The following is a 19,752-nucleotide window of genomic DNA, read 5'->3' as shown; positions in this document are numbered from 1 at the left end:
CGCCGCCCCGGAGAGGGGGCGGCGGGCCGTCGCGCTGTCGTCCGCTCCTACTGGCCGGAGATGCGGTCGAGCGGTGGGGGTGCGATGGTGCCCTGGGCGGTGAAGTAGGCGACGAAGGCGTCCAGGTCGATCTGGCCGAGGACCTGGTCCGTGCCTTCGGTGAAGACGGTGAAGCCGTCGCCGCCGCCGAGGAGGAAGTTGTTCGCCGCGACCTTGTAGGTGGCGGCCGGGTCGATCGCCGCGCCGTCGATGGTGATCGCGGAGACCCGGTCGCCGACGGGCTTGGAGCGGTCGATGGTGAAGCGCAGGTTCGCCGACGGCTGGAGAATCTTCTCGCCCGCGGACGTCCACTGCTGTTCGAGGAGGGCGTCGAGCTGGGCGCCGGTCAACGACGTCACGCCCATCACGTTGCTGAAGGGCTGGACGGCGAACGCCTCGCCGTAGGTGACGACGCCGTCGCCCTCGGAACCGCTCGCCGCGTAGGTGAGGTCCGTGCGGACGCCGCCCGGGTTCATCAGCGCGACCTGGCCGCCGAGGTCCCGGGTGCCGGCGAGCTGGGCGTCGGCGATGACGTCGCCGAGCGCGGTCTCGCCCGCCGGGGAGGGGGTGCGGGTCAGATCGGCGGTGATCTTGCCGATGGGCTTGTCGGCGATGACGGAGACCCGCTCCTTCCACGTCTGGACGAACTTCTCCGTCGCCGGGTCCGCCGGGACGTCCCGCGTCACGACGTGGTTGTCGCCCTTCACCGAGGAGCGGACGATGTCACCGGTCCGCCGGTCGACCTTGAGGTTCACCTCGGTGATCACGCGGCCGAAGGACGAGCCGGAGGAGAAGAGGCGGGGAGCGCCCTTCGGGTCCTTGACCGAGCAGACGTACTGCTGGTGCGTGTGGCCCGAGAGCACCATGTCGATCTCGGGGTCGGCCTGCTGGGCGATGCGGGAGCCGGCGCCCGGGACGATGCCGCACTCGTCCGGCCGCGCGTCGGGCTTCACCTGGTCGCCCTCGTGGACGAGCAGCACCATCGCGCGGACGTGGCGCTTCTTCAGCTCGCGGGCCGCCCGGTTCGCGGCCTCGACCTCGTCCTGGAACGTCAGGTCCTTGATGCCCTCGGCCGTGACGATGCTCGGGGTGGTCTTGGTGACGACGCCGATGAAGCCGACCCGGACGCCGTTGACGCGGCGGATCGTCCACGGCCTGATGGCGGGCCTGTCGTTCTTCTTGAGCAGGACGTTCGCGCCGAGGTAGTCGAACTTCGCGCCGCGCCACCTCCCGGCGGGCGAACAGCCGTCGACGGGGTGGCAGCCGCCGTTCTGGATGCGCCGCAGCTCCCCGTAGCCCTCGTCGAACTCGTGGTTGCCGACCGCGGACGCGGTGACGCCGACGTCGCCGAGGAACTGGACGGACGGCTCGTCGTGGTAGGCGGCGGAGATCAGCGGTGAGGCGCCCATCAGGTCGCCCTGCGCGACCGTGAGGGTGTCGCGGTTGCGGAGCTGCTTGAGGTGGGTCGCGATGTAGGCGGCGCCACCGGCGAGGACGGTTTCCCCGTTCTCGTCGATGGCCCGTCCCGAGCTTCCGGACGGCGGTTCGAGGTTGCCGTGGAAGTCGTTGAGCGCGAGCAGGCGTACGGACGCGGTCGGTGCGGGACGCGCGGCGGCGGGTTGCGCGGCCACGCCCACGACCGTCAGCCCCGCCGCGGCGCAGGCCAGGAAGGTGCGTCGTCGAGTCATTCTGTGGACGGTAGATCCGTCCGGCATACGGTTCCCGGCGGCTCGATGACGTTTTTGTGACAACTTGATCAGGGGATATGTCGATCATCCTGTTCGTCCGGCCGCATAGGGTGGGGCCCGTGGGTGAACTGCGGTCGCTGAGGGACGGTGAGGTCGCCGCGGCGCTGGCGCTGGCCGAGGCGGCGGAGAAGGCGGACGGCGTGGGGCCGCTGTCCGAGCACGCGCTGCTGGCGCTGCGCGGCGGGAGGTCCGGTCTCGCGGTCGCCGAGGGCGGCGCGGTCGTGGCGTACGCGCATCTCGACCCGGCGACGCAGGAGGAGCCTGCGGCGGCCGAGCTGGTCGTCCACCCCGACCATCGGCGCCGGGGTCACGGGCGGGCGCTGCTGCGGGCCCTGCGGGACGAGGCCGGCGGGCCGCTGCGGGTGTGGGCGCACGGCGACCTGCCGGCGGCCGCGGCGCTGGCGGAGTCCGAGGGGATGGCGCGGGTCCGCGCGCTCTTCCAGATGCGGCGCCCGGCGTCCGATCCCCTGCCGGACGTGCGCGTCGCCGAGGGCGTCTCGATCCGCGCGTTCGAGCCGGGCCGGGATGAGCGGTCCTGGCTGGTGGTGAACGCCCGCGCGTTCGCCGACCATCCCGAGCAGGGCGCCTGGACGATGGACGACCTCCGCGAGCGGGAGGGCGAGGGCTGGTTCGACCCGGCGGGCTTCTTCCTCGCCGAGCGGGGCGGCCGGCTCGTCGGGTTCCACTGGACGAAGGTGCACCCGGGCCGGATCGGCGAGGTCTACGTCGTGGGCGTCGACCCGGACGCGCAGGGCCTCGGCCTCGGCCGCGCGCTGACCCTCGCGGGCCTGCACCACCTGCGCGACGCGGGGCTGGAGCAGATCATGCTCTACGTGGACGAGTCGAACGTCGCGGCCGTCCGGCTGTACGAGTCGCTCGGCTTCACCCGCTACGCCGTCGACGTCATGTACGGCACCGCCTGATCCGCGCGACTTCCCTTACCTCTGGGAAGCCAAACCCTCATGGGTGTTCCTCGACCGGGATTTTGGGCTTCTGAGCTGCACCGTTAACCCGTCGTCCATGACAAATCGGGACATTCTTCCGAACCGTGCATGTCGGCGTTCATCTGCCGTTCACCTGGATCGGGGCGGCTGGTCACCTCGCCTGCCTACCGTCGCTGTCGACGGCGAACCCGCCGTCCGGCCGGCGGCCGGGGCGGCTCGGGGGATCCGCCCGACCAGACTCAGAGGAGACCCTCCGGTGAAGAACGGTTCCCGACTCGCCGCCCTCGGCGGCGTGGTCGTCGCGGGGGCGCTGGCCCTCTCCGCCTGCGGGAGCGACAACAACACGACGGCGAGTGCGAGCGGCGCGCCGTCCGGTGACATCGACTGCGCCAAGGCCGGCGTCAACGCGGCCGGGTCGAGCGCGCAGAAGAACGCGATCGAGGAGTGGACGAAGCTCTACGCGTCCACGTGTGCGGGCGCCAACCTGAACTACAACCCGAGCGGCTCGGGCGCCGGCATCCAGGCGTTCACGAGCGGGCAGGTGGCGTTCGCCGGTTCGGACTCGGCGCTCAAGCCCGAGGAGGCGACCGCCGCGCGGAAGCGCTGCCAGGGGAGCAGCGCGCTGAACCTGCCGATGGTCGTCGGCCCGGTGGCCGTCGTCTACAACCTCCAGGGCGTGGACGGCCTGAAGCTCTCGCCCGAGACGCTCGCGAGCGTGTTCTCCGGCAAGATCAAGAACTGGAACGATCCGGCGATCGCCAAGGAGAACGCGGGCGCGAAGCTGCCGGGCGACCCGATCAAGCCGATCTACCGCTCGGACGAGTCCGGCACCACCGACAACTTCACGAACTACCTGCACACGACCGCGCCGAAGATCTGGACGTGGGAGAAGGCCAAGAAGTGGCCGAGCTCCACCGGCCAGGGCGCGCCCAAGTCCGACGGCGTGACCAGCCAGGTGAAGAGCACCGCGGGCTCGATCTCCTACGTGGAGATGTCGTACGCGGAGAACAACAAGCTGCAGACCGCGCACGTGAAGAACGGCGCCGGCGAGTTCACCGCGCTCTCCCCGGACAGCGCGTCCAAGGCCGTCGCGGGGGCGAAGGTCGCCGGCACCGGCAACGACGTCGCCCTGGAGATCGACTACGCGACCAAGGAGCCGGGCGCCTACCCGATCGTCCTGGTCACCTACGAGATCGCGTGCGAGAAGGGGCTGCCGGCCGAGCAGGCCGCGTTCGTCAAGTCCTTCCTCACCTACACCTCCAGCGCGGACGGCCAGAAGATCCTGACCGGCCAGGGCTACGCGCCGCTGCCGCCGAACGTGCTGACCAAGGTCCAGGCATCCGTGAAGGCCTTGTCCTGACACCGGACGGCGGGACCGGGAGCCCCGCCGCCGAGCACGCCGGCGGCGGGGCCGCGCCGGGGTCCGCCGACATGATCGAAGGGGGACGTTCCGTGACGAGCGAGACCGGCGTCGAGACGGCCGCCGGCGTCGACAGGCGCGCCCGCGGGGTGCGGATGGGGACCGGCCGGGCCGGTGACAGGATCTTCGCCGCCGCGGCGCGCGGCTCCGGCATCACCGTGCTGCTGATCATGGCCGCCATCGCGGTCTTCCTCGTCTGGAAGGCCGTCCCGGCGCTCCAGGACAACGAGGCGAACTTCCTGACCGCGGAGGAATGGAACCCGAACGCGACCCCGCCGGAGTTCGGCATCGCGCAGCTCGCGTTCGGCACGATCGTGTCGTCGCTGCTGGCGATGGTCATCGCGACGCCGGTGGCGGTCGGCATCGCGCTGTTCATCTCCTTCTACTCGCCCCGGCGGCTCGCCTCCGGGCTCGGCTACATCGTCGACCTCCTCGCGGCCGTGCCGAGCATCGTCTACGGGCTCTGGGGGCTCGCCTTCCTTTCCCAGCACATGGAGGGCATCAGTGCGTTCCTCAACGGCGCGCTCGGCTGGATCCCGCTGTTCGGGGGCGACTCGCCCGGCAAGAATTCCATCTTCACCGCCTCCGTGGTGCTCGCCATCATGATCCTGCCGATCATCTCCTCGATCTCCCGCGAGGTGTTCCTGCAGGTCCCGCGGGCCAACGTGGAGGCCGCGCTCGCGATCGGCGCCACCCGCTGGGAGATGATCCGGATGGCCGTGCTGCCCTACGGCCGCTCCGGCATGATCGGCGGCGCGATGCTCGGCCTCGGCCGCGCGATGGGCGAGACGATCGCGGTCGCGATGGTGCTGACCTACGTGCCCGGCATCAACGTCCACCTGCTGGAGGACGGCGGCGCGACCTTCGCCTCCAACATCGCCAACAGCTTCGCCGAGGCGTCCACGACCGGGCGCGGCGCGCTGATCGCCTCCGGCCTCGTGCTGTTCGTCATCACCCTGCTCGTCAACATGGCCGCCCGCGCGGTCGTCGCCCGCCGGAAGGAGTTCGCGTGACCACCGCCACCACGCGCCGGTCCGCGCCGGACACCTCGCTCACCTCGGTGTCGGCCGGGCGCAGGCTCAAGGACCGGGCCGTCCAGGGGCTGGTCTACCTGGCGTTCGCGCTGGCGCTCGTCCCGCTGCTGTCGGTGCTGTGGACGGTGGTCGTCAACGGCGCGGGGCGGCTCGACCCGACGTTCTTCCAGTTCTCGATGAACGCCGTCAGCGGCAGCGACCCGGGCGGCGGCGCCTACCACGCGATCATCGGCACCCTGGAGCAGGTCGCGATCACCAGCCTGATCGCCGTCCCGATCGCCGTGCTCACCGCGATCTACCTGGTGGAGTACGCCGGGAGCGGCCGGCTCGGCAAGGTCATCAGTTTCACCGTGGACGTCATGACCGGCATCCCGTCCATCGTCGCCGGCCTGTTCGTGCTGGCGCTGTGGCTGCTGACGTTCGGGTTCGCCTTCTCCGGGTTCGCCGGGTCGCTCGCCCTGACCATCCTGATGATCCCGACCGTGGTGCGGGCCACGGAGGAGATGCTGAAGCTCGTCCCGAACGACCTGCGCGAGGCGTCCTACGCGCTGGGCGTGCCGCGCTGGCGGACGGTCTGCTTCGTCGTCCTGCCGACCGCGATGACCGGGATCGTCACCGGCGTGATGCTGGCCGTCGCGCGCGTGATGGGGGAGACCGCGCCGCTGCTGTTGACGATCTTCTTCACCAAGGCGATCAACAACGACCCGCTGAACGGCCCGCAGGCGTCGCTGCCCACCTTCATCTGGGAGCAGGCCGCCGACCCCAGCCAGAACTCGATCGACCGGGCCTGGACGGGTGCGCTCGTGCTGATCGGGATCATCATGCTGCTCAACCTCGCCGCCCGGTTCGTCGCACGCCGCAAGGCCCCCGCGGGCCGCTGACACGAAGGAGAGGACAGAGGCTATGGCCAAGCGGATCGAGGTCTCCGGGCTCCACGCCTACTACGGCGGCGTCCACGCCATCGAGGACATCTCGATGTCGATCGAGCCGCGCTCGGTGACGGCGTTCATCGGGCCGTCGGGCTGCGGCAAGTCCACCTTCCTGCGCACGCTCAACCGGATGCACGAGGTCATCCCGGGCGCGCGCGTCGAGGGCAAGGTCATGCTGGACGACGACGACCTGTACGACTCGTCCGTCGACCCGGTGGCGGTGCGCCGCGTCGTCGGCATGGTGTTCCAGCGGCCGAACCCGTTCCCCACCATGTCGATCTACGACAACGTGGCGGCCGGGCTCAAGCTGAACGGCGTCCGCCGCAAGTCCCGCCTGGACGAGGTCGTCGAGGAGTCGCTGCGCGGCGCCAACCTGTGGAACGAGGTCAAGGACCGTCTCGGCAAGCCCGGCGCCGGACTGTCGGGCGGCCAGCAGCAGCGCCTCTGCATCGCCCGCGCGATCGCCGTCCGGCCGCAGGTCCTGCTGATGGACGAGCCCTGCTCGGCGCTCGACCCCATCTCCACCCTCGCGATCGAGGACCTGATCGAGAAGCTGAAGACGCAGTACACGATCGTCATCGTCACGCACAACATGCAGCAGGCCGCGCGGGTCAGCGACCGCACGGCCTTCTTCAACATCGCCGGGACGGGCAAGCCGGGCAGGCTCATCGAGATCGACGAGACCAGCAAGATCTTCGCGAACCCGGAGCGGAAGGCGACCGAGGACTACATCACGGGCCGCTTCGGCTGAGGACTCAGGCGCGTGCCGGCGTCCTGTCCTCGGACTCGCCGGGACGGTGGTCGGGCACGAACCGGTAACCCACGTTGCGCACGGTGCCGATCAGCGACTCGTACTCGGCGCCGAGCTTGGCGCGCAGCCGCCGGACGTGCACGTCGACGGTTCGCGTGCCGCCGAAGTAGTCGTAGCCCCAGACCTCCTGGAGGAGCTGGGCGCGGGTGAAGACCCGGCCCGGGTGCTGGGCGAGGTACTTCAGCAGCTCGAACTCCTTGAAGGTCAGGTCGAGGACCCGCCCCCGCAGCCGGGCGGTGTAGGTCGCCTCGTCGATGGTGAGGTCGCCGCTGCGGATCTCGCCGGGCACCTCGTCGGCGTCGGTGACGGCCGCGGCGCGCCCGACGGCGAGCCGGAGCCGCGCCTCGACCTCGGCGGGGCCGGCGCCCTGCAGCAGCACGTCGTCCAGGCCCCACTCCGGGCTCAGCGCGGCGAGCCCGCCCTCGGTGACGATGCCGAGGAGCGGGCAGTCGAGCCCGGTGGTGCGCAGCAGCCGGCACAGGCTCTTGGCCTGCACCAGGTCACGGCGCGCGTCGACCAGCACGATGTCGGCGGGCGGTGCGTCGATGAGCGCGGACGCCTCGGCGGGCGCGACGCGCACGGAGTGCAGCAGGAGCCCGAGCGCCGGCAGGACCTCGTCCGAGGGCTCCAGCGCGTTGGTCAGCAAGAGCAGACTGCTCAAGTGCCCGCCTCCCGTCCCAAAAGACGTAGGACCCAGGCGGCTCACCCTCCAGCCCCGGCAACGGCCGGCGACGCGAAGAACGAGGCGACCATGAAGGGCATTCAGATGAACTCCATGGCCTCGTCGCCCGGATCCCTCCTCATGAGGATAACCGAGACGCCCTCCGGGGCCATGGCCCGACCTGGCCGCACCACGCCGCGGACGGATGAGAGAGTGGGGTCATGGCCAGGGGCACGTTGCGGTTTTGGGCGGCGGCGAAGGCGGCCGCGGGGACTCATGAGGAGCCGTACGACGCGGTGACCCTCGCGGAGGCGGTGGCCGCGGCCGGGGAGGGGCGCGGCGGGGAGTTCGCGCGGGTCGTCGGGCGGAGTTCGTTCCTCATCGACGGGGAGCCGGTGGGGACGCGGCCGCACGAGTCGGTGACGCTGCCGGAGGGCGGTGTGGTGGAGGTGCTGCCGCCGTTCGCGGGCGGGTGATCCAGCCGGCAGGGTGATTTCTCCCGGTCGCATGGTCATTCCCCGGTGCGACGCCTTCCGCGCCGTTCGCCCATTATCGTGTGGCGATCGCATGCCGGAGCCCGAAGGAGAGACATGCGGAAAGTACTGCTGGTGCTGCTGGTCCTCGTGGCCGTGGCGGTGGTCGCCGCGGACCGGCTCGGGGTGCGGGTCGCGGAGGACAAGATCGGTGAGCAGGTGGCCGCGCAGTACAACCTGCAGCAGCAGCCGGACGTCACGATCCACGGCATCCCGTTCCTGACCCAGGCGATCGGTGGCGAGTACAAGCACATCGAGGTGGCCATCGGCGACTGGACGGAGCAGGGGGTGACCGTCACCGGCGTCAAGGTCGACATGCGGGGGGTGGACGCGCCGCTGTCGGAGGTCACCAAGGGCAGCGCGGCGAACGTGACCGCGCGCACCGCGACGGCCTCCGCCGTCATCCCCTACGACGTGATCCAGAAGGAGGCGCCGAAGGAGGTCAAGCGGATCGGGCCGAAGGGCGACGACCTGTCGGTCGAGATGACCGGCGCCGTGCTCGGCTTCCAGTTGAACGGCACCGCGGTGGTGGAGGTCAAGCCGACCGCCAAGGGCATCGCGATCACGCCGGTGTCGGTGGGGTCGAACGGCGCCGCCCAGATCCCGCTGGCCCTCGTGAAGCGGCAGCTCACCTGGACCGTGCCGGTCGCCGACCTGCCCGTCGGGTCGCGGATCAGCGAGATCACGCCGACCGCGGACGGGCTGCGCGTCGCGGCGACGGCCGAGAACGTCCGGCTGAACGATCTTCAGCAGCAGCAGAAATGATCCGTGTCGGGTGAACCGGACCGCGAGGACGTACGTGTCAGTGGTGTGGGACCGACGGCGGACGAGGGGCTGCTCCGCGCCCTGTACAGCGAGCACGGGGGTTCCCTCCTCGGCTATGTCCTGCGGCTGACCGGCGGGGACCGGACCCAGGCCGAGGACGTCGTCCAGGAGACGCTGCTGCGCGCCTGGCGGCATCCGGAGGCGCTGGCGGGGCGCCCCGCGCGGCCGTGGCTGTTCACGGTCGCGCGGAACCTGGTCGTGGACGCCCATCGCGCCCGGCGCGCTCGGCCGCCGGAGACGGGGATCGACGAGCAGCTCATGATGACCGCGGCGGGCTCGGACGACATCGACCGGGCGCTGGAGTCGTGGACGGTCGCCGAGGCGCTGGCGGGGCTGAGCCCGTCGCACCGGGCGGTGCTGGTGGAGACCTATTACAAGGGCCGGTCGGTGGCGGAGGCGTCCAAGGCGCTCGGGATCCCGCCCGGCACGGTGAAGTCCCGCACCTACTACGCCCTGCGGGCGCTCAAACTCGCATTGGAGGAGCGGGGGTTGGCGCCATGAACGACTGCACGGACGTGCGCACCGCTCTCGGTGTGTACATGCTCGGCGCGCTCGACCCCGGGGAGCGGAGCCAGGTGGAGGCCCATCTGGAGGGCTGCCCCGCCTGCCGGGACGAGCTCGCCGGGATGGCCGGCCTGCCCGCGCTGCTCGGCCGGGTCGACGAGGCGCAGCTCGAACAGATCGCCGGGCCGCCGCCCGAGCTGCTGGACGGGCTGCTCGCCAAGGCGGCCGAACGGCGGAGGGGGCGGCTCCGCCCGCTGGTGCGCCCGGGCGGCGGGCGCGCGGGGTGGATCCCGCTCGCCGCGGCCGCGTGCCTGCTGCTGGTCGTCGGGGTGCTGGCCGGCGCGTTGCTGTTCCCGTCCCGGGACGGCGGCACCGTCGCCGCGCCGCCGTCCTCCACGCCGACCGGGTCGGCGGTGCAGGCCGAGCGGATCACCGCGGCCGACCCGAAGACCAACATCAAGGGATACGTGCTCCTGCACCGCAAGGCGTGGGGCACGGAGGTGGAACTGCACCTCGCCGGGGTCCCGAAGGGCTCGCACTGCCGGCTGCTGGTGATCGCGCGGGACGGCCGCCGGGACGCGCTCGGCAGCTGGTACGTCCCGTACGACGAGGGCTACGGTGAGTACCGCGGGTCCACGATGTTCCCGCGCGGCCAGCTGTTCTCGTTCGAGGTCGTCGGCCTGGACGGGCAGCCCCTCCTCACCATCCCCACCTGACGGGACGGCCCGGGAAGAAGCCCCGGCCTCCGGGAGTTGTGCATGCCGATGACGGGACTATGGATCGCGGTCGCGGTCCTCATCGCGGCCACGGTGTTCGGCCTCGTGCGGCGGCACCGTGACGGGGTGCTGCGCGCCCGCGGGGAGAGGGACGGCGAGGTGACCGAGACCATCGGGCCGGAGGACGTGGGCGCCGAACTCGGCGAGCGGGCGACCCTGCTCCAGTTCTCCAGCGCGTTCTGCGCGCCGTGCCGCGCCACCCGCCGCGTCCTCGGCGAGGTGAGCGGGATGGTCGACGGCGTGGTGCACGTCGAGCTCGACGCGGAGGCGCATCTCGATCTCGTCCGCAGGCTGAACGTCGTCCGGACTCCGACCGTCCTCGTCCTGGACGCCGCCGGGCGTGTCGTCCGCCGCGCCACCGGCGCCCCCCGCAAACCCGACGTCATCGCCGTGTTGGGCGAGGTCGTGCGGTGACTGGACTGAGGAGCGGCGGGAGTGAGGAACGAACGATCAGAGCGACGAGGGAAGTCACCGCACGAAGCGACAGAGCCCGCCGAGCGGAGCGAGGCCGATCAACACAGCGAGGTCATTCCGTGAGCCGTACTCGGATGACCTGCGATAAGACGAATATCACTGTCTCGGAAGGCGAGACGGAAGTGACAGCGCGTGGATTGCCGCTTAACATCGAGTCCGTGCGTTACTGGACAGAGCAGATGCTCACGAAGCGCCGCGCGGTCGACTTCTGCCGCGTGGCCGCCTCGCTCTGTCGCATGGTCTGAGGCATCGAGCCCGTCCGCCCCCGAGCACCTTTCCGCTTCTCAGCTCGTACGCACGCTTCCACTCCGCCAGGAGCACCCCGATGCAGGTTGATCCGCGTGGGCCGCGCTTCGGCGCATACGTCACCACCGTCGTCCTGATCGCGGTGCTGGCGACCGGAAGCTGGGCACTGCTCGCCGCCCAGGCCGTCGTGTTCGCGCTCGCGACCTTCCTCGGCCTCCGGTACGCCCCGTACGGACTGGTGTACACAGTGCTGATCCGTCCCCGGCTCGCTCCGCCCAGGGAACTGGAGGACGCGGCCCCGCCCCGCTTCGCGCAGGGTGTCGGCCTCGCCTTCGCCCTGGTGGGAACGGTCGGGTACGCGACGGGGATCACCTGGCTCGGCATCGGTGCCACCGCCCTCGCGCTGGCGGCGGCGTTCCTGAACGCGGTGTTCGGGTTCTGCCTCGGCTGCGAGATGTATCTGCTGCTCCGACGTACAACCGCGAAATTCCGCTCCGAGAGGGAGGTTCCCGCATGAGCCGCTCAGACGTCCTGGTGGACACCGACTGGGTCGAGGCACACCTGGACGACCCCGGTCTGGTGCTCGTCGAGGTCGACGAGGACGTGTCCGCCTACGACAAGGGCCACATCCGCGGCGCCGTGAAGATCGACTGGAAGACGGAGCTGCAGGACCCGGTCCGCCGCGACTTCGTCGACAGGACCGGGTTCGAGCAGCTGCTGTCCTCCAAGGGCATCGCCAACGACGACCTGGTGATCCTCTACGGCGGCAACAACAACTGGTTCGCCGCGTACGCGTACTGGTACTTCAAGCTGTACGGCCACGACAAGGTGAAGCTGCTGGACGGCGGCCGCAAGAAGTGGGAGCTGGACTCCCGCGAGCTGGTCACCGACGTCCCGTCCCGTCCCGCGACCGACTACAAGGCCAAGGACCAGGACCTGTCGATCCGCGCCTTCCGCGACGAGGTCGTGGACGCGATCGGCAAGCAGAACCTGATCGACGTCCGGTCGCCGGACGAGTTCAGCGGCAAGCTGCTCGCCCCGGCGCACCTGCCGCAGGAGCAGTCGCAGCGGGCCGGCCACGTGCCGACCGCGGCCAACATCCCGTGGTCGAAGGCGGCCAACGACGACGGCACGTTCAAGTCCGACGACGAGCTCCGGGAGCTCTACACCGAGGCCGGCGTCGACCTGAACAAGGACACCATCGCCTACTGCCGCATCGGCGAGCGCTCCTCGCACACGTGGTTCGCCCTGCGCGAGCTGCTGGGCCTGGAGAACGTGAAGAACTACGACGGTTCCTGGACCGAGTACGGCTCGCTCGTCGGCGTGCCGATCGAGCTCGGCGCCGCCAAGTAAGCGACGAGTTCTCGTCACGATCCGTCACACGGAGATGGAGGAGCAATGACCCAGGGCTGCGCAGCGCCCGAGCAGACGGCGCACCTGCCTGCGACCGTCGACCTCACCAACGAGGCCGTCATCCAGGGGACCGTCACGCGTGACGGCGCCCCCGTGTCCAGCGCCTACGCCCGCCTGCTCGACTCGTCCGGCGAGTTCACCGCCGAGGTGGTCACGGGCGACGAGGGCGTGTTCCGGTTCTTCGCCGCCGACGGCGACTGGACCGTGCGCGTCCTGGCGGCGGGCGGCGTGAGCGTCGACAACACCGTCACCGCGAAGACCGGCGAGGTCGCCGGCCTCCAGGTCGCGATCTGACCGGCGCCTCCGCGTCGCGGACCCCGCCGTCCCGCCCCACCGGGGACGGCGGGGTTCGCCGTTCCCGTGGCCATGGCCGGCGGTGGTCGGCCGGCCCCCGCACCCGCCAGATGGTAATACGCCGGGTATGTCCGGGCTGGACGTGATCCACGCTCCGGAGATCCCTTAGAGTCATGGGGTTCGCACACGTCAGGAGAGACGAGGTATGCGCGGAGGGCGAATCGCGGCGGGCACCGCAAGCCTGGCCCTGACGTCCGGTCTGGCGTTCGCCCCGGCGGCGGCCGCGGCCCCGGAGGCTCCGGCGGACCGGCCGCGGGTGGCGCCGACGGCCACCAAGAAGCCGGCGAAGCCGAAGAAGACCCGGCAGCGGGCCCCGGCGCCCAAGTGCAACAAGCAGATCGGGCAGCCCGCGTCGGCGATCACCGTCGAGCCGTGGGCGCAGCGGCGGCTGGACTTCGAGCAGGCGTGGCCGATCACCCGCGGCGGGGGCGTGACCGTCGCCGTCGTCGACAGCGGCATCAACGCGGCCCACCCGCAGCTCAAGGGCAAGGTCGCCGCGAGCTTCGACGCGTCCGGGACGACGACCGACGACTGCCTCGGGCACGGCACCGAGGTCGCCGGCATCATCGCCGCCACCGACATGCGCAACCGCAACGTCCCGTTCGTGGGCGTGGCCCCGCAGGTCAAGCTGCTGAACGCCAAGTTCGCGAGCGGGGAGAGCACCCAGGACAACACGCTTCTGCCGAAGGCCATCACCTGGGCCGCCGAGCACGGCGCGAAGGTGATCAACGTGTCGTCGGCCGCCCCGGACACGCCCGCGCTGCGCGCCGCCGTCCAGGCCGCGCAGAAGCGCGACGTGCTGATCGTCGCCGCCGCCGGCAACGTCGCGCAGGACCGGCGCGGCAAGGAGAGCGCCGCCTACCCGGCCAGCTACAAGGGCGTCCTGTCCGTCGCCGCGGTGGACGAGGCGGGCACCATCACCGGGTTCTCCAACATCAAGACCCGCATCGACGTGTCGGCGCCGGGCCAGAACGTCATCTCCACGCTCGGCAACGGCTACGTCGGCGGCCTGCAGGGCACCAGTTTCGGTGCCCCCTACGCCGCCGGGGTCGCGGCGCTCGTCCGCGCGAAGCACCCGAAACTGAACTACCAGCAGGTCATCAACCGGATCCTCATCACCGCGGAGGGCGGCAACGGGCAGGGCAGCGGGCACGGCATGATCAGCCCGCTGCAGGCGGTGTCCGGCCTCGTCGACCCGAACGCCACGCCGGGCGCGGCCGACGCCCGGCCGCTGAGCGGCGCCGTCCCGATCGCCAAGCCCGAGCCCGTCGACCACCGCGCCCGCACCGTCGGCCTCGCCGTGGCGGGCGGCGCCCTCGCCGCCGCCCTGCTCGTCGCGCTCGGCGGGGCGGTCATCCCGCACGGCCGCAGGCGCGGCTGGAAGCCGGGCCGCGCCGTCCTGCCCGCCGAGGAACGCGACTGAGAAACGACGGAACCCCGGGCCGAGACCGGCCCGGGGTCCGCGCGTGTGCCGCCTACTGCTGCTGGCCGTAGAAGGCCGTCTGGATGAGGCGCTTGCCGGTGCGGCGGTCCGACTGGGTACCGCGGCCCTGCGGCAGCGGGCCCGGCCGGACGTCGAACAGGTTCCCCTCGTCCTTGTTGCCGGACATGATCAGCGCCGGGGTGGCCATGTCCTTCAGCCGCTGCAGGACCGGGTCGAACATGGCCCGGCCCGCGCCGCCCATCGTGCGGGCGATGATCAGGTGCATGCCGATGTCGCGGGCCTGCGGCAGCAGCTCGGCGAGCTGCGCGAGCGGGTTCCCGGACGGGGTGGCGACCAGGTCGTAGTCGTCCACCACCAGGAACAGATCCGACCCGCTCCACCACGACCTGTTGCGCAGCTGCTCCGGCGTCAGGTCGGACGGGGGCAGCCGGTTCACCAGGGCGCCGTGGACGTCCTTCATCAGCCCGCCCGCGGCCGTCGACGACGCCGCGAACCCGATGACGTGCTCGCTCTCCGCCGAGTCCAGCAGGGCCCGCCGGTAGTCGAGCATGATGATCCGGGCCTCGTCCGTCGTGTAGCGGGCCTTGACCGACTCGACGATCAGCCGCAGCAGGTTGGACTTGCCGCACTCGTTGTCGCCGAGGACGACGAAGTGCGGGTCGTTCTCGAAGTCCAGCAGGACGGGCGACAGCGTGTCCTCGTCGATGCCGATCGGGATCCGCTTGCCCGTCTCGGTGACGGCGGGCAGCGAGGTGTACGGCAGCACGTCCGGCAGCATCCGGACCGGCGGCGCGGGCGGCCGGCCCTGCCAGCCGGCCTGGACCGTCTGCACCAGGTGCCGGACGCCGTCGGTGAGGTCGCCCGAGGAAGGACGGCCGTCGATGCGGGGCAGCGCGTTGAGGAAGTGCAGGCCCTCGCGGGTGAGGCCGCGCCCCGGACGCCCCTCCGGGACGTTCGCGGCGAGCCTGCGGTCCATCTCCGACTCGTAGGGGTCGCCGAGCTTCAGCTCCAGCTTCGTGGTGAGCAGGTCGCGGATCGTGAGCCGGAACTCCGACCACTTGTTCGTCGCGGCGATGACGTGGATGCCGTAGCCGAGGCCGCGCGCGGCGAGGTCGGTGACGGTCCCCTCGACCGCCTCGTACTCCTGCCGGACGGTCAGCCAGTTGTCGACGACGAGGAACACGTCGCCGAAGCCGTCCCCGGCGATCTGCCCCTCGGCGCGCATCCGCCGGTAGGCGGCGATCGAGTCGATGCCCCGCTCGGTGAAGAACCGCTCCCGAGACTCCAGCAGCCCGGACACCTCCGCGACCGTCCGCCGGACCCGGTCGGGGTCGAGGCGGCTGGCGACGCCGCCGACGTGCGGCAGGTCGGCCAGCGCGGCGAGCGCGCCGCCGCCGAAGTCGAGGCAGTAGAACTGCACCTCCTGCGGCGTGTGCATGAGCGCCAGCGACGTGATGAGGGTCCGCAGCACCGTCGACTTGCCGGACTGCGGGTTGCCCGCCACGCCGATGTGCCCGGCGGCCCCGGACAGGTCCAGCCACATCGGGTCGCGGCGCTGGTCGAATGGCTTGTCGACGATGCCCGCGAACGCGTGCAGCCGGCCCCGGCCGTCCCACCCGGCGGTGGTGAAGCCGAACTCCGGCGTCTGCTGCAGGTTCGGCAGGACCTGGTCGAGCGTCGCCGGCTCCTCCAGCGGCGGCAGCCAGATCTCGTGCGGCGGCGGGCCGTGCCCGGCGAGCTGCTTGACGACCAGGTCGAACAGGCTGATCTGCGGGCCCTTGTCCTCGTCCTGGCGCTGCTGCTGCTGTTGCGTCTGCTCCTGCATCCGCGGCTGCACGTACGCCGGGGTGAACGGGACGATCTGCGCGAGCTGCCGCGGTCCCTGCTGCGACGACTCCTGCTGCTGGTTCTCCTCCGGCTTGTACGGGCCCGACACGTACGCGGCGCGGAACCGCGTCATCGTCTCGGTGCCGATCTTCAGGTAGCCGTTGCCGGGCGCCTGCGGCAGCTCGTAGGCGTCGGGCACGCCGAGGACGACCCGCGACTCGGCCGAGGAGAACGTCCGCAGGCCGATCCGGTAGGACAGGTGCGTGTCCAGGCCCCGCAGCTTGCCCTCCTCCAGGCGCTGCGAGGCGAGCAGCAGGTGGACGCCCAGCGAGCGCCCCAGCCGCCCGATCATCACGAACAGCTCGGCGAAGTCGGGCTTGGCCGACAGCAGCTCGGAGAACTCGTCCAGCACCACGAACAGGGTCGGCATCGGTTTGAGCGCCGCGCCCTGCTCGCGGGCCTTCTCGTAGTCGCGCAGCGAGGCGTAGTTGCCGGCGGCGCGCAGCCACTCCTGGCGCCGCACCATCTCGCCGTGCAGCGCGTCGTACATGCGGTCGACGAGCGGCAGCTCGTCCTCCAGGTTGGTGATGATGGCCGAGACGTGCTGGAGGCCGTCCATGCCGAGGAACGTCGCGCCGCCCTTGAAGTCGACGAGGACGAAGTTCAGCACCTCCGACGAGTGCGTCATCGCCAGGCCGAGCACCAGCGTGCGCAGCAGCTCCGACTTGCCGGAGCCGGTCGCGCCGATGCACAGGCCGTGCGGACCGTACCCGCCCTGCGCGGCCTCCTTGATGTCCAGCTCGATCGGGCGGCCGTCGGCGTCCAGGCCGATCGGCACCCGCATCCGGTTGCGCGGCGCCCGCGGCTGCCACGCCTGCCGCGGGTCGATCCGCGCCGGGTCGGGGACGCCGAGCAGCGTCGTCAGCGTCGTCGCCGCGGACAGCGCGTCCATCTCCGGGCCGGTGGCGGCGCTCGCCCGCAGCGGGGCGAGCTGCCGGGCCAGGCCGTCCGCCTGGACGTAGCTGAACGCGTCCGGCCTGCCGAGCAGGCTCGGCACGTCCTTGCCGGTGCGGTCGCGGCGCAGCATCGCCATCTTGTCGGGCGCGACCCGCAGCCGCAGCATCGTGTTGTCGGCGGTCGGCGTGACGTGGCCGGTCAGGTCGATGACGCAGACGCCCTCGATGCCGTCCGAGCCGACCTGCGAGTCGGGGGTGACGGCGCCGCCGTCCACGATGACCACGTGGTAGGGCAGGTCGCTCTGCTGGAGGCCGGGGGTGAACCGGGCCCGGTCCTTCACCTCGGTGCCGAACATCCGCTCCAGCTCGGTGAGGCTGCCCGCCATCAGCCGGACCGGGCCCGCCGCGTCGGTCACCTTCGGGTGCATCGCGTGCGGCAGCCACTTCATCCAGTCCCAGTGGGGCATCGCGTCCGGCGACGCGCACACGCTGACCCGCATGTCGTCGGGGGAGTGGAACGCGGTGAGCTGCGCGATCATCGCCCGCACCATGCCGCGCACCGCCTCCGGGTCGCCCATCGGCAGGATCCGCGCGAACGACGGCAGCGACACCGCCACCGGCAGGTTCGGCACCGTCGAGTGCGCCCGCACGAACCGGCGCAGCGCGCCCGCCGTCATCGGCTCCAGGTCCTCCACCGGGCGGGTCTCCGGCGGGATCAGCTGGACGGCGAGCTTCTGCGGGCCCGCGCCGATCCGCACGTTGCCGAAGTCGGGGTCGGTGGGGCGGCGCTCCCAGATCCGCGCGCTCATCACCAGCGACCACAGCGAGTCGGGGGCCGGGCTGTTCCACTCCAGCGACTCGCGCTGCTGCTCGGCGGCCCGGCGCACCTTCCGCCGCACCTGCGACAGGTAGCGGAAGTAGTCGCGGCGCGCGCCGTTCAGCTTGAACTTGCGCTCGCCGGAGCCGCGGCCGAGCTGGCCGAGCATCATGCCGCCCATCGCCAGCGCCATGCCGCCGCTGCTGACCATCATCAGCGGGCTGCGGGTGCCGCCGCCGAGGAACATCAGCCCCATCATCAGCGGCATCACGGCCATCGGCAGGTACATGAGCACGTTCTGCAGGCCGCCGCTCTGCAGCTCCGGGATCTCCGGCGGCGACTCCAGCAGCAGCTCGCCCTTGGGGGCCGGCGGTGGTTTGCGGCGCTCCCTGCGCCTGACGAGGGTGGTGCTCACCTCGGCGTTCCTCCGTGGGCTCGCACCCCGGTCGGCCGAGTTGTACGGGGGAGCACGGCCGGCCCGGGGGACTAAGTGTGATGCTTGAGGTTGATTTAGCGTAGGCGGACGTCACATCCTAAGCTGCGCGTCGATCGGATCCGCCCCCTGATCTGACCTGGAGGACGGGAGCTCCCGTGAATTCGCCCGCTACAACCGAACTCTGCAGGGTCACCATCGTCGCCCCGAAGCGGCGCATCGACGTGTCCCTGCCCGCCGACGTGCCGCTCGCGCACATGCTTCCCACACTGCTGCGCGCCGCGGGCGAGGACATGGCGGACGCCGGGCTCGCCCACTCCGGCTGGGTCCTTCAGCGGCTCGACTCCGATCCGTTCGACGCCTCGCAGACGACCGCCGCCCTCGGCGTCCGGGACGGCGAGATCCTGTACTTCCGGCCCCGCATGGCGCAGCTGCCGGAGATGTCGTTCGACGACGTCGCCGACGTGATCGCGTCCGGGATCCGGGAGCGCACCGACCGGTGGCGGCCCACCACGACCCGCTCCTTCGGCCTCGGCGCGGGCGCGATCGCGCTGGTCGTCGGCGCGATCGTCATCGCGCTGTCCGGCCCGCCGTGGATCGTGCCCGCGGCCGCCGCGGGGGTCGTCGCGCTGCTCACCCTGATCATGGCGACGGTCCTGTCGCGGGCGGTCGCCGACTCCGGCGCGGGCGTGATCCTCGGCTACGCGGCGCTCCCGTACGCGTTCCTCGCCGGGCTGGCCGCGCCCGCCCGCAAGGACCTGGAGCTGTTCGACCTCGGCGCGCCGCACCTGCTGGCCGGGTTCGGGGTGACGGCGCTCGCCGCGATCATCGCCGCGTTCGCCATCGCCGACGGCCTGCCCGTCTTCCTCGGCGTCGCGTTCGCCGCTTTCGTCGGCGCGGTCGGGGCCGGGGTCGGCTTCGCGTTCGACGGCCTGCCCGCCGCGGGCATCGCCGCCGTCGCCTCCGTGGTGGTGATGATGTTCATCGCGGCGGTGCCGTCGCTGTCGTTCAAGCTGGCGCGGATGCCGCTGCCGCCCGTCCCGAGCAGCGCCGAGGACCTGCGCCGCGACACCGAGACGGTGGACGGCCGGCAGGTGCTCGCCCGCACCGCCGCCGCCGACCGGTTCTCCACCGGCCTGATCGCCTCGATCGCGCTCGTCGCGGCCGGGGCGATGCTGTTCCTGTTCGCCGAGGACGGCTGGGCCGGGCCCGCGACGTCCGCGACGATGTCGGTGTCGCTGCTGCTGCGCGCCCGGATCTTCCGCGGCGTGGCGCAGCGCTCCTGGATGCTCGTCATCGGGCTGTTCGGGCTGGTGCTGACCACGATCGGGATGGCGCTGCACGGCAGCCAGGTCGTCGCGCTCGCCGCGGCGCTCGTCCCGCTGCTGGTGCTCACCGGGATCGTCGTCGCGGTCACGCTGTGGCTGCCGGGACACCGCCCGACCCCGGTCTGGGGCCGCTGGGGCGACATCCTCGACATGCTCGTGATGATCTCGCTGATCCCGCTCGCGCTCGCGGTGCTGGACGTCTACACCCGCGTCCGCGGGCTGGCCGGGTGACGCGC

The 19,752-nt window shown here is 71.6% G+C and carries 18 protein-coding genes; 15 read left to right on the top strand and 3 right to left on the bottom strand.

Annotated features, from left to right (window positions below; genetic code table 11):
• Window positions 1-47: 47 nt before the first annotated feature.
• Complete coding sequence (locus ABGB11_RS24815) at window positions 48-1,727, bottom strand: bifunctional metallophosphatase/5'-nucleotidase (protein WP_347636391.1); 1,680 nt, start codon at window positions 1,725-1,727, stop codon at window positions 48-50.
• A gap of 110 nt (window positions 1,728-1,837) precedes the next feature.
• Between ABGB11_RS24815 and mshD the strand changes: the two genes are divergently transcribed.
• The 5 genes from mshD to pstB all read left to right on the top strand — a co-directional run bounded on the left by mshD (window position 1,838) and on the right by pstB (window position 6,865).
• The gene (gene mshD, locus ABGB11_RS24810; RefSeq protein ID WP_347636458.1) at window positions 1,838-2,710 is read left to right on the top strand and encodes a mycothiol synthase; all 873 of its coding nucleotides are present in this window, start codon (window positions 1,838-1,840) and stop codon (window positions 2,708-2,710) included.
• Between the two features lie 277 nt (window positions 2,711-2,987).
• On the top strand, window positions 2,988-4,091 hold the full coding sequence (gene pstS / locus ABGB11_RS24805) for a phosphate ABC transporter substrate-binding protein PstS (RefSeq protein WP_347636390.1): 1,104 nt from the start codon (window positions 2,988-2,990) through the stop codon (window positions 4,089-4,091).
• A gap of 92 nt (window positions 4,092-4,183) precedes the next feature.
• Window positions 4,184-5,164 carry a phosphate ABC transporter permease subunit PstC gene (gene pstC, locus ABGB11_RS24800; RefSeq protein ID WP_347636389.1) on the top strand — a complete coding sequence of 327 codons (981 nt, stop codon included), beginning with the start codon at window positions 4,184-4,186 and terminating at the stop codon, window positions 5,162-5,164.
• Window positions 5,161-6,066 carry a phosphate ABC transporter permease PstA gene (pstA, locus tag ABGB11_RS24795; RefSeq protein WP_347636387.1) on the top strand — a complete coding sequence of 302 codons (906 nt, stop codon included), beginning with the start codon at window positions 5,161-5,163 and terminating at the stop codon, window positions 6,064-6,066. The genes pstC and pstA overlap by 4 nt, the downstream gene beginning before the upstream one ends.
• Window positions 6,067-6,088: 22 nt before the next feature.
• Window positions 6,089-6,865, top strand: coding sequence for a phosphate ABC transporter ATP-binding protein PstB (pstB, locus tag ABGB11_RS24790; RefSeq protein ID WP_347636386.1), 777 nt, complete (start codon window positions 6,089-6,091; stop codon window positions 6,863-6,865).
• Between the two features lie 4 nt (window positions 6,866-6,869).
• Here the strand turns inward: pstB and ABGB11_RS24785 are convergent, their stop codons facing one another.
• Window positions 6,870-7,586 carry a response regulator transcription factor gene (locus ABGB11_RS24785; protein ID WP_347636384.1) on the bottom strand — a complete coding sequence of 239 codons (717 nt, stop codon included), beginning with the start codon at window positions 7,584-7,586 and terminating at the stop codon, window positions 6,870-6,872.
• A gap of 221 nt (window positions 7,587-7,807) precedes the next feature.
• Here ABGB11_RS24785 and ABGB11_RS24780 point away from each other — a divergent pair, with 221 nt between their 5' ends.
• The 9 genes from ABGB11_RS24780 to ABGB11_RS24740 all read left to right on the top strand — a co-directional run bounded on the left by ABGB11_RS24780 (window position 7,808) and on the right by ABGB11_RS24740 (window position 14,134).
• The gene (locus ABGB11_RS24780) at window positions 7,808-8,062 is read left to right on the top strand and encodes a MoaD/ThiS family protein (protein WP_347636383.1); all 255 of its coding nucleotides are present in this window, start codon (window positions 7,808-7,810) and stop codon (window positions 8,060-8,062) included.
• 114 nt (window positions 8,063-8,176) lie between these two features.
• A complete protein-coding gene (locus ABGB11_RS24775; protein ID WP_347636382.1) occupies window positions 8,177-8,884 on the top strand; it encodes a DUF2993 domain-containing protein in 708 nt (235 codons plus the stop codon).
• A gap of 45 nt (window positions 8,885-8,929) precedes the next feature.
• Window positions 8,930-9,445 carry a sigma-70 family RNA polymerase sigma factor gene (locus ABGB11_RS24770; RefSeq protein ID WP_347636457.1) on the top strand — a complete coding sequence of 172 codons (516 nt, stop codon included), beginning with the start codon at window positions 8,930-8,932 and terminating at the stop codon, window positions 9,443-9,445.
• A complete protein-coding gene (locus ABGB11_RS24765; protein WP_347636380.1) occupies window positions 9,442-10,164 on the top strand; it encodes a zf-HC2 domain-containing protein in 723 nt (240 codons plus the stop codon). Before ABGB11_RS24770 ends, ABGB11_RS24765 begins: the two co-directional genes overlap by 4 nt.
• Before the next feature lie 48 nt (window positions 10,165-10,212).
• Window positions 10,213-10,638 carry a thioredoxin family protein gene (locus tag ABGB11_RS24760; protein ID WP_347636456.1) on the top strand — a complete coding sequence of 142 codons (426 nt, stop codon included), beginning with the start codon at window positions 10,213-10,215 and terminating at the stop codon, window positions 10,636-10,638.
• Between the two features lie 385 nt (window positions 10,639-11,023).
• On the top strand, window positions 11,024-11,461 hold the full coding sequence (locus ABGB11_RS24755) for a DUF4395 domain-containing protein (RefSeq protein WP_347636379.1): 438 nt from the start codon (window positions 11,024-11,026) through the stop codon (window positions 11,459-11,461).
• On the top strand, window positions 11,458-12,297 hold the full coding sequence (locus ABGB11_RS24750) for a sulfurtransferase (RefSeq protein ID WP_347636378.1): 840 nt from the start codon (window positions 11,458-11,460) through the stop codon (window positions 12,295-12,297). The genes ABGB11_RS24755 and ABGB11_RS24750 overlap by 4 nt, the downstream gene beginning before the upstream one ends.
• A 45-nt stretch (window positions 12,298-12,342) precedes the next feature.
• Window positions 12,343-12,651 carry a DUF1416 domain-containing protein gene (locus ABGB11_RS24745; RefSeq protein WP_347636376.1) on the top strand — a complete coding sequence of 103 codons (309 nt, stop codon included), beginning with the start codon at window positions 12,343-12,345 and terminating at the stop codon, window positions 12,649-12,651.
• A gap of 205 nt (window positions 12,652-12,856) precedes the next feature.
• Window positions 12,857-14,134 carry a S8 family serine peptidase gene (locus ABGB11_RS24740; RefSeq protein ID WP_347636375.1) on the top strand — a complete coding sequence of 426 codons (1,278 nt, stop codon included), beginning with the start codon at window positions 12,857-12,859 and terminating at the stop codon, window positions 14,132-14,134.
• Window positions 14,135-14,186: 52 nt separating this feature from the next.
• Here the strand turns inward: ABGB11_RS24740 and eccCa are convergent, their stop codons facing one another.
• The gene (gene eccCa, locus ABGB11_RS24735) at window positions 14,187-18,170 is read right to left on the bottom strand and encodes a type VII secretion protein EccCa (protein ID WP_347636373.1); all 3,984 of its coding nucleotides are present in this window, start codon (window positions 18,168-18,170) and stop codon (window positions 14,187-14,189) included.
• Window positions 18,171-18,346: 176 nt separating this feature from the next.
• On the opposite strand from eccCa, the gene eccD reads away from it, so the two are divergent.
• Complete coding sequence (gene eccD / locus ABGB11_RS24730) at window positions 18,347-19,747, top strand: type VII secretion integral membrane protein EccD (protein ID WP_347636372.1); 1,401 nt, start codon at window positions 18,347-18,349, stop codon at window positions 19,745-19,747.
• Window positions 19,748-19,752 lie beyond the last annotated feature (5 nt).

It is taken from the genome of Actinomadura sp. B10D3 (assembly GCF_039871695.1).
Lineage (GTDB): Bacteria > Actinomycetota > Actinomycetes > Streptosporangiales > Streptosporangiaceae > Spirillospora > Spirillospora madurae.
The sequence above is the reverse complement of the archived record's forward strand: the minus strand, read 5'-3'. Positions and strand labels throughout refer to the sequence as shown.

Excerpts from the sequence above, each read along its gene's own strand:
- ABGB11_RS24760 (WP_347636456.1), top strand. The coding sequence starts at position 10,213 with ATGACGGGACTATGGATCGCGGTCGCGGTCCTCATCGCGGCCACGGTG.
- ABGB11_RS24765 (WP_347636380.1), top strand. The coding sequence starts at position 9,442 with ATGAACGACTGCACGGACGTGCGCACCGCTCTCGGTGTGTACATGCTC.
- ABGB11_RS24745 (WP_347636376.1), top strand. The coding sequence starts at position 12,343 with ATGACCCAGGGCTGCGCAGCGCCCGAGCAGACGGCGCACCTGCCTGCG.
- ABGB11_RS24755 (WP_347636379.1), top strand. The coding sequence starts at position 11,024 with ATGCAGGTTGATCCGCGTGGGCCGCGCTTCGGCGCATACGTCACCACC.
- pstB (WP_347636386.1), top strand. The coding sequence starts at position 6,089 with ATGGCCAAGCGGATCGAGGTCTCCGGGCTCCACGCCTACTACGGCGGC.
- ABGB11_RS24780 (WP_347636383.1), top strand. The coding sequence starts at position 7,808 with ATGGCCAGGGGCACGTTGCGGTTTTGGGCGGCGGCGAAGGCGGCCGCG.
- ABGB11_RS24815 (WP_347636391.1), bottom strand. The coding sequence starts at position 1,727 with ATGACTCGACGACGCACCTTCCTGGCCTGCGCCGCGGCGGGGCTGACG.
- ABGB11_RS24775 (WP_347636382.1), top strand. The coding sequence starts at position 8,177 with ATGCGGAAAGTACTGCTGGTGCTGCTGGTCCTCGTGGCCGTGGCGGTG.
- ABGB11_RS24740 (WP_347636375.1), top strand. The coding sequence starts at position 12,857 with ATGCGCGGAGGGCGAATCGCGGCGGGCACCGCAAGCCTGGCCCTGACG.
- ABGB11_RS24750 (WP_347636378.1), top strand. The coding sequence starts at position 11,458 with ATGAGCCGCTCAGACGTCCTGGTGGACACCGACTGGGTCGAGGCACAC.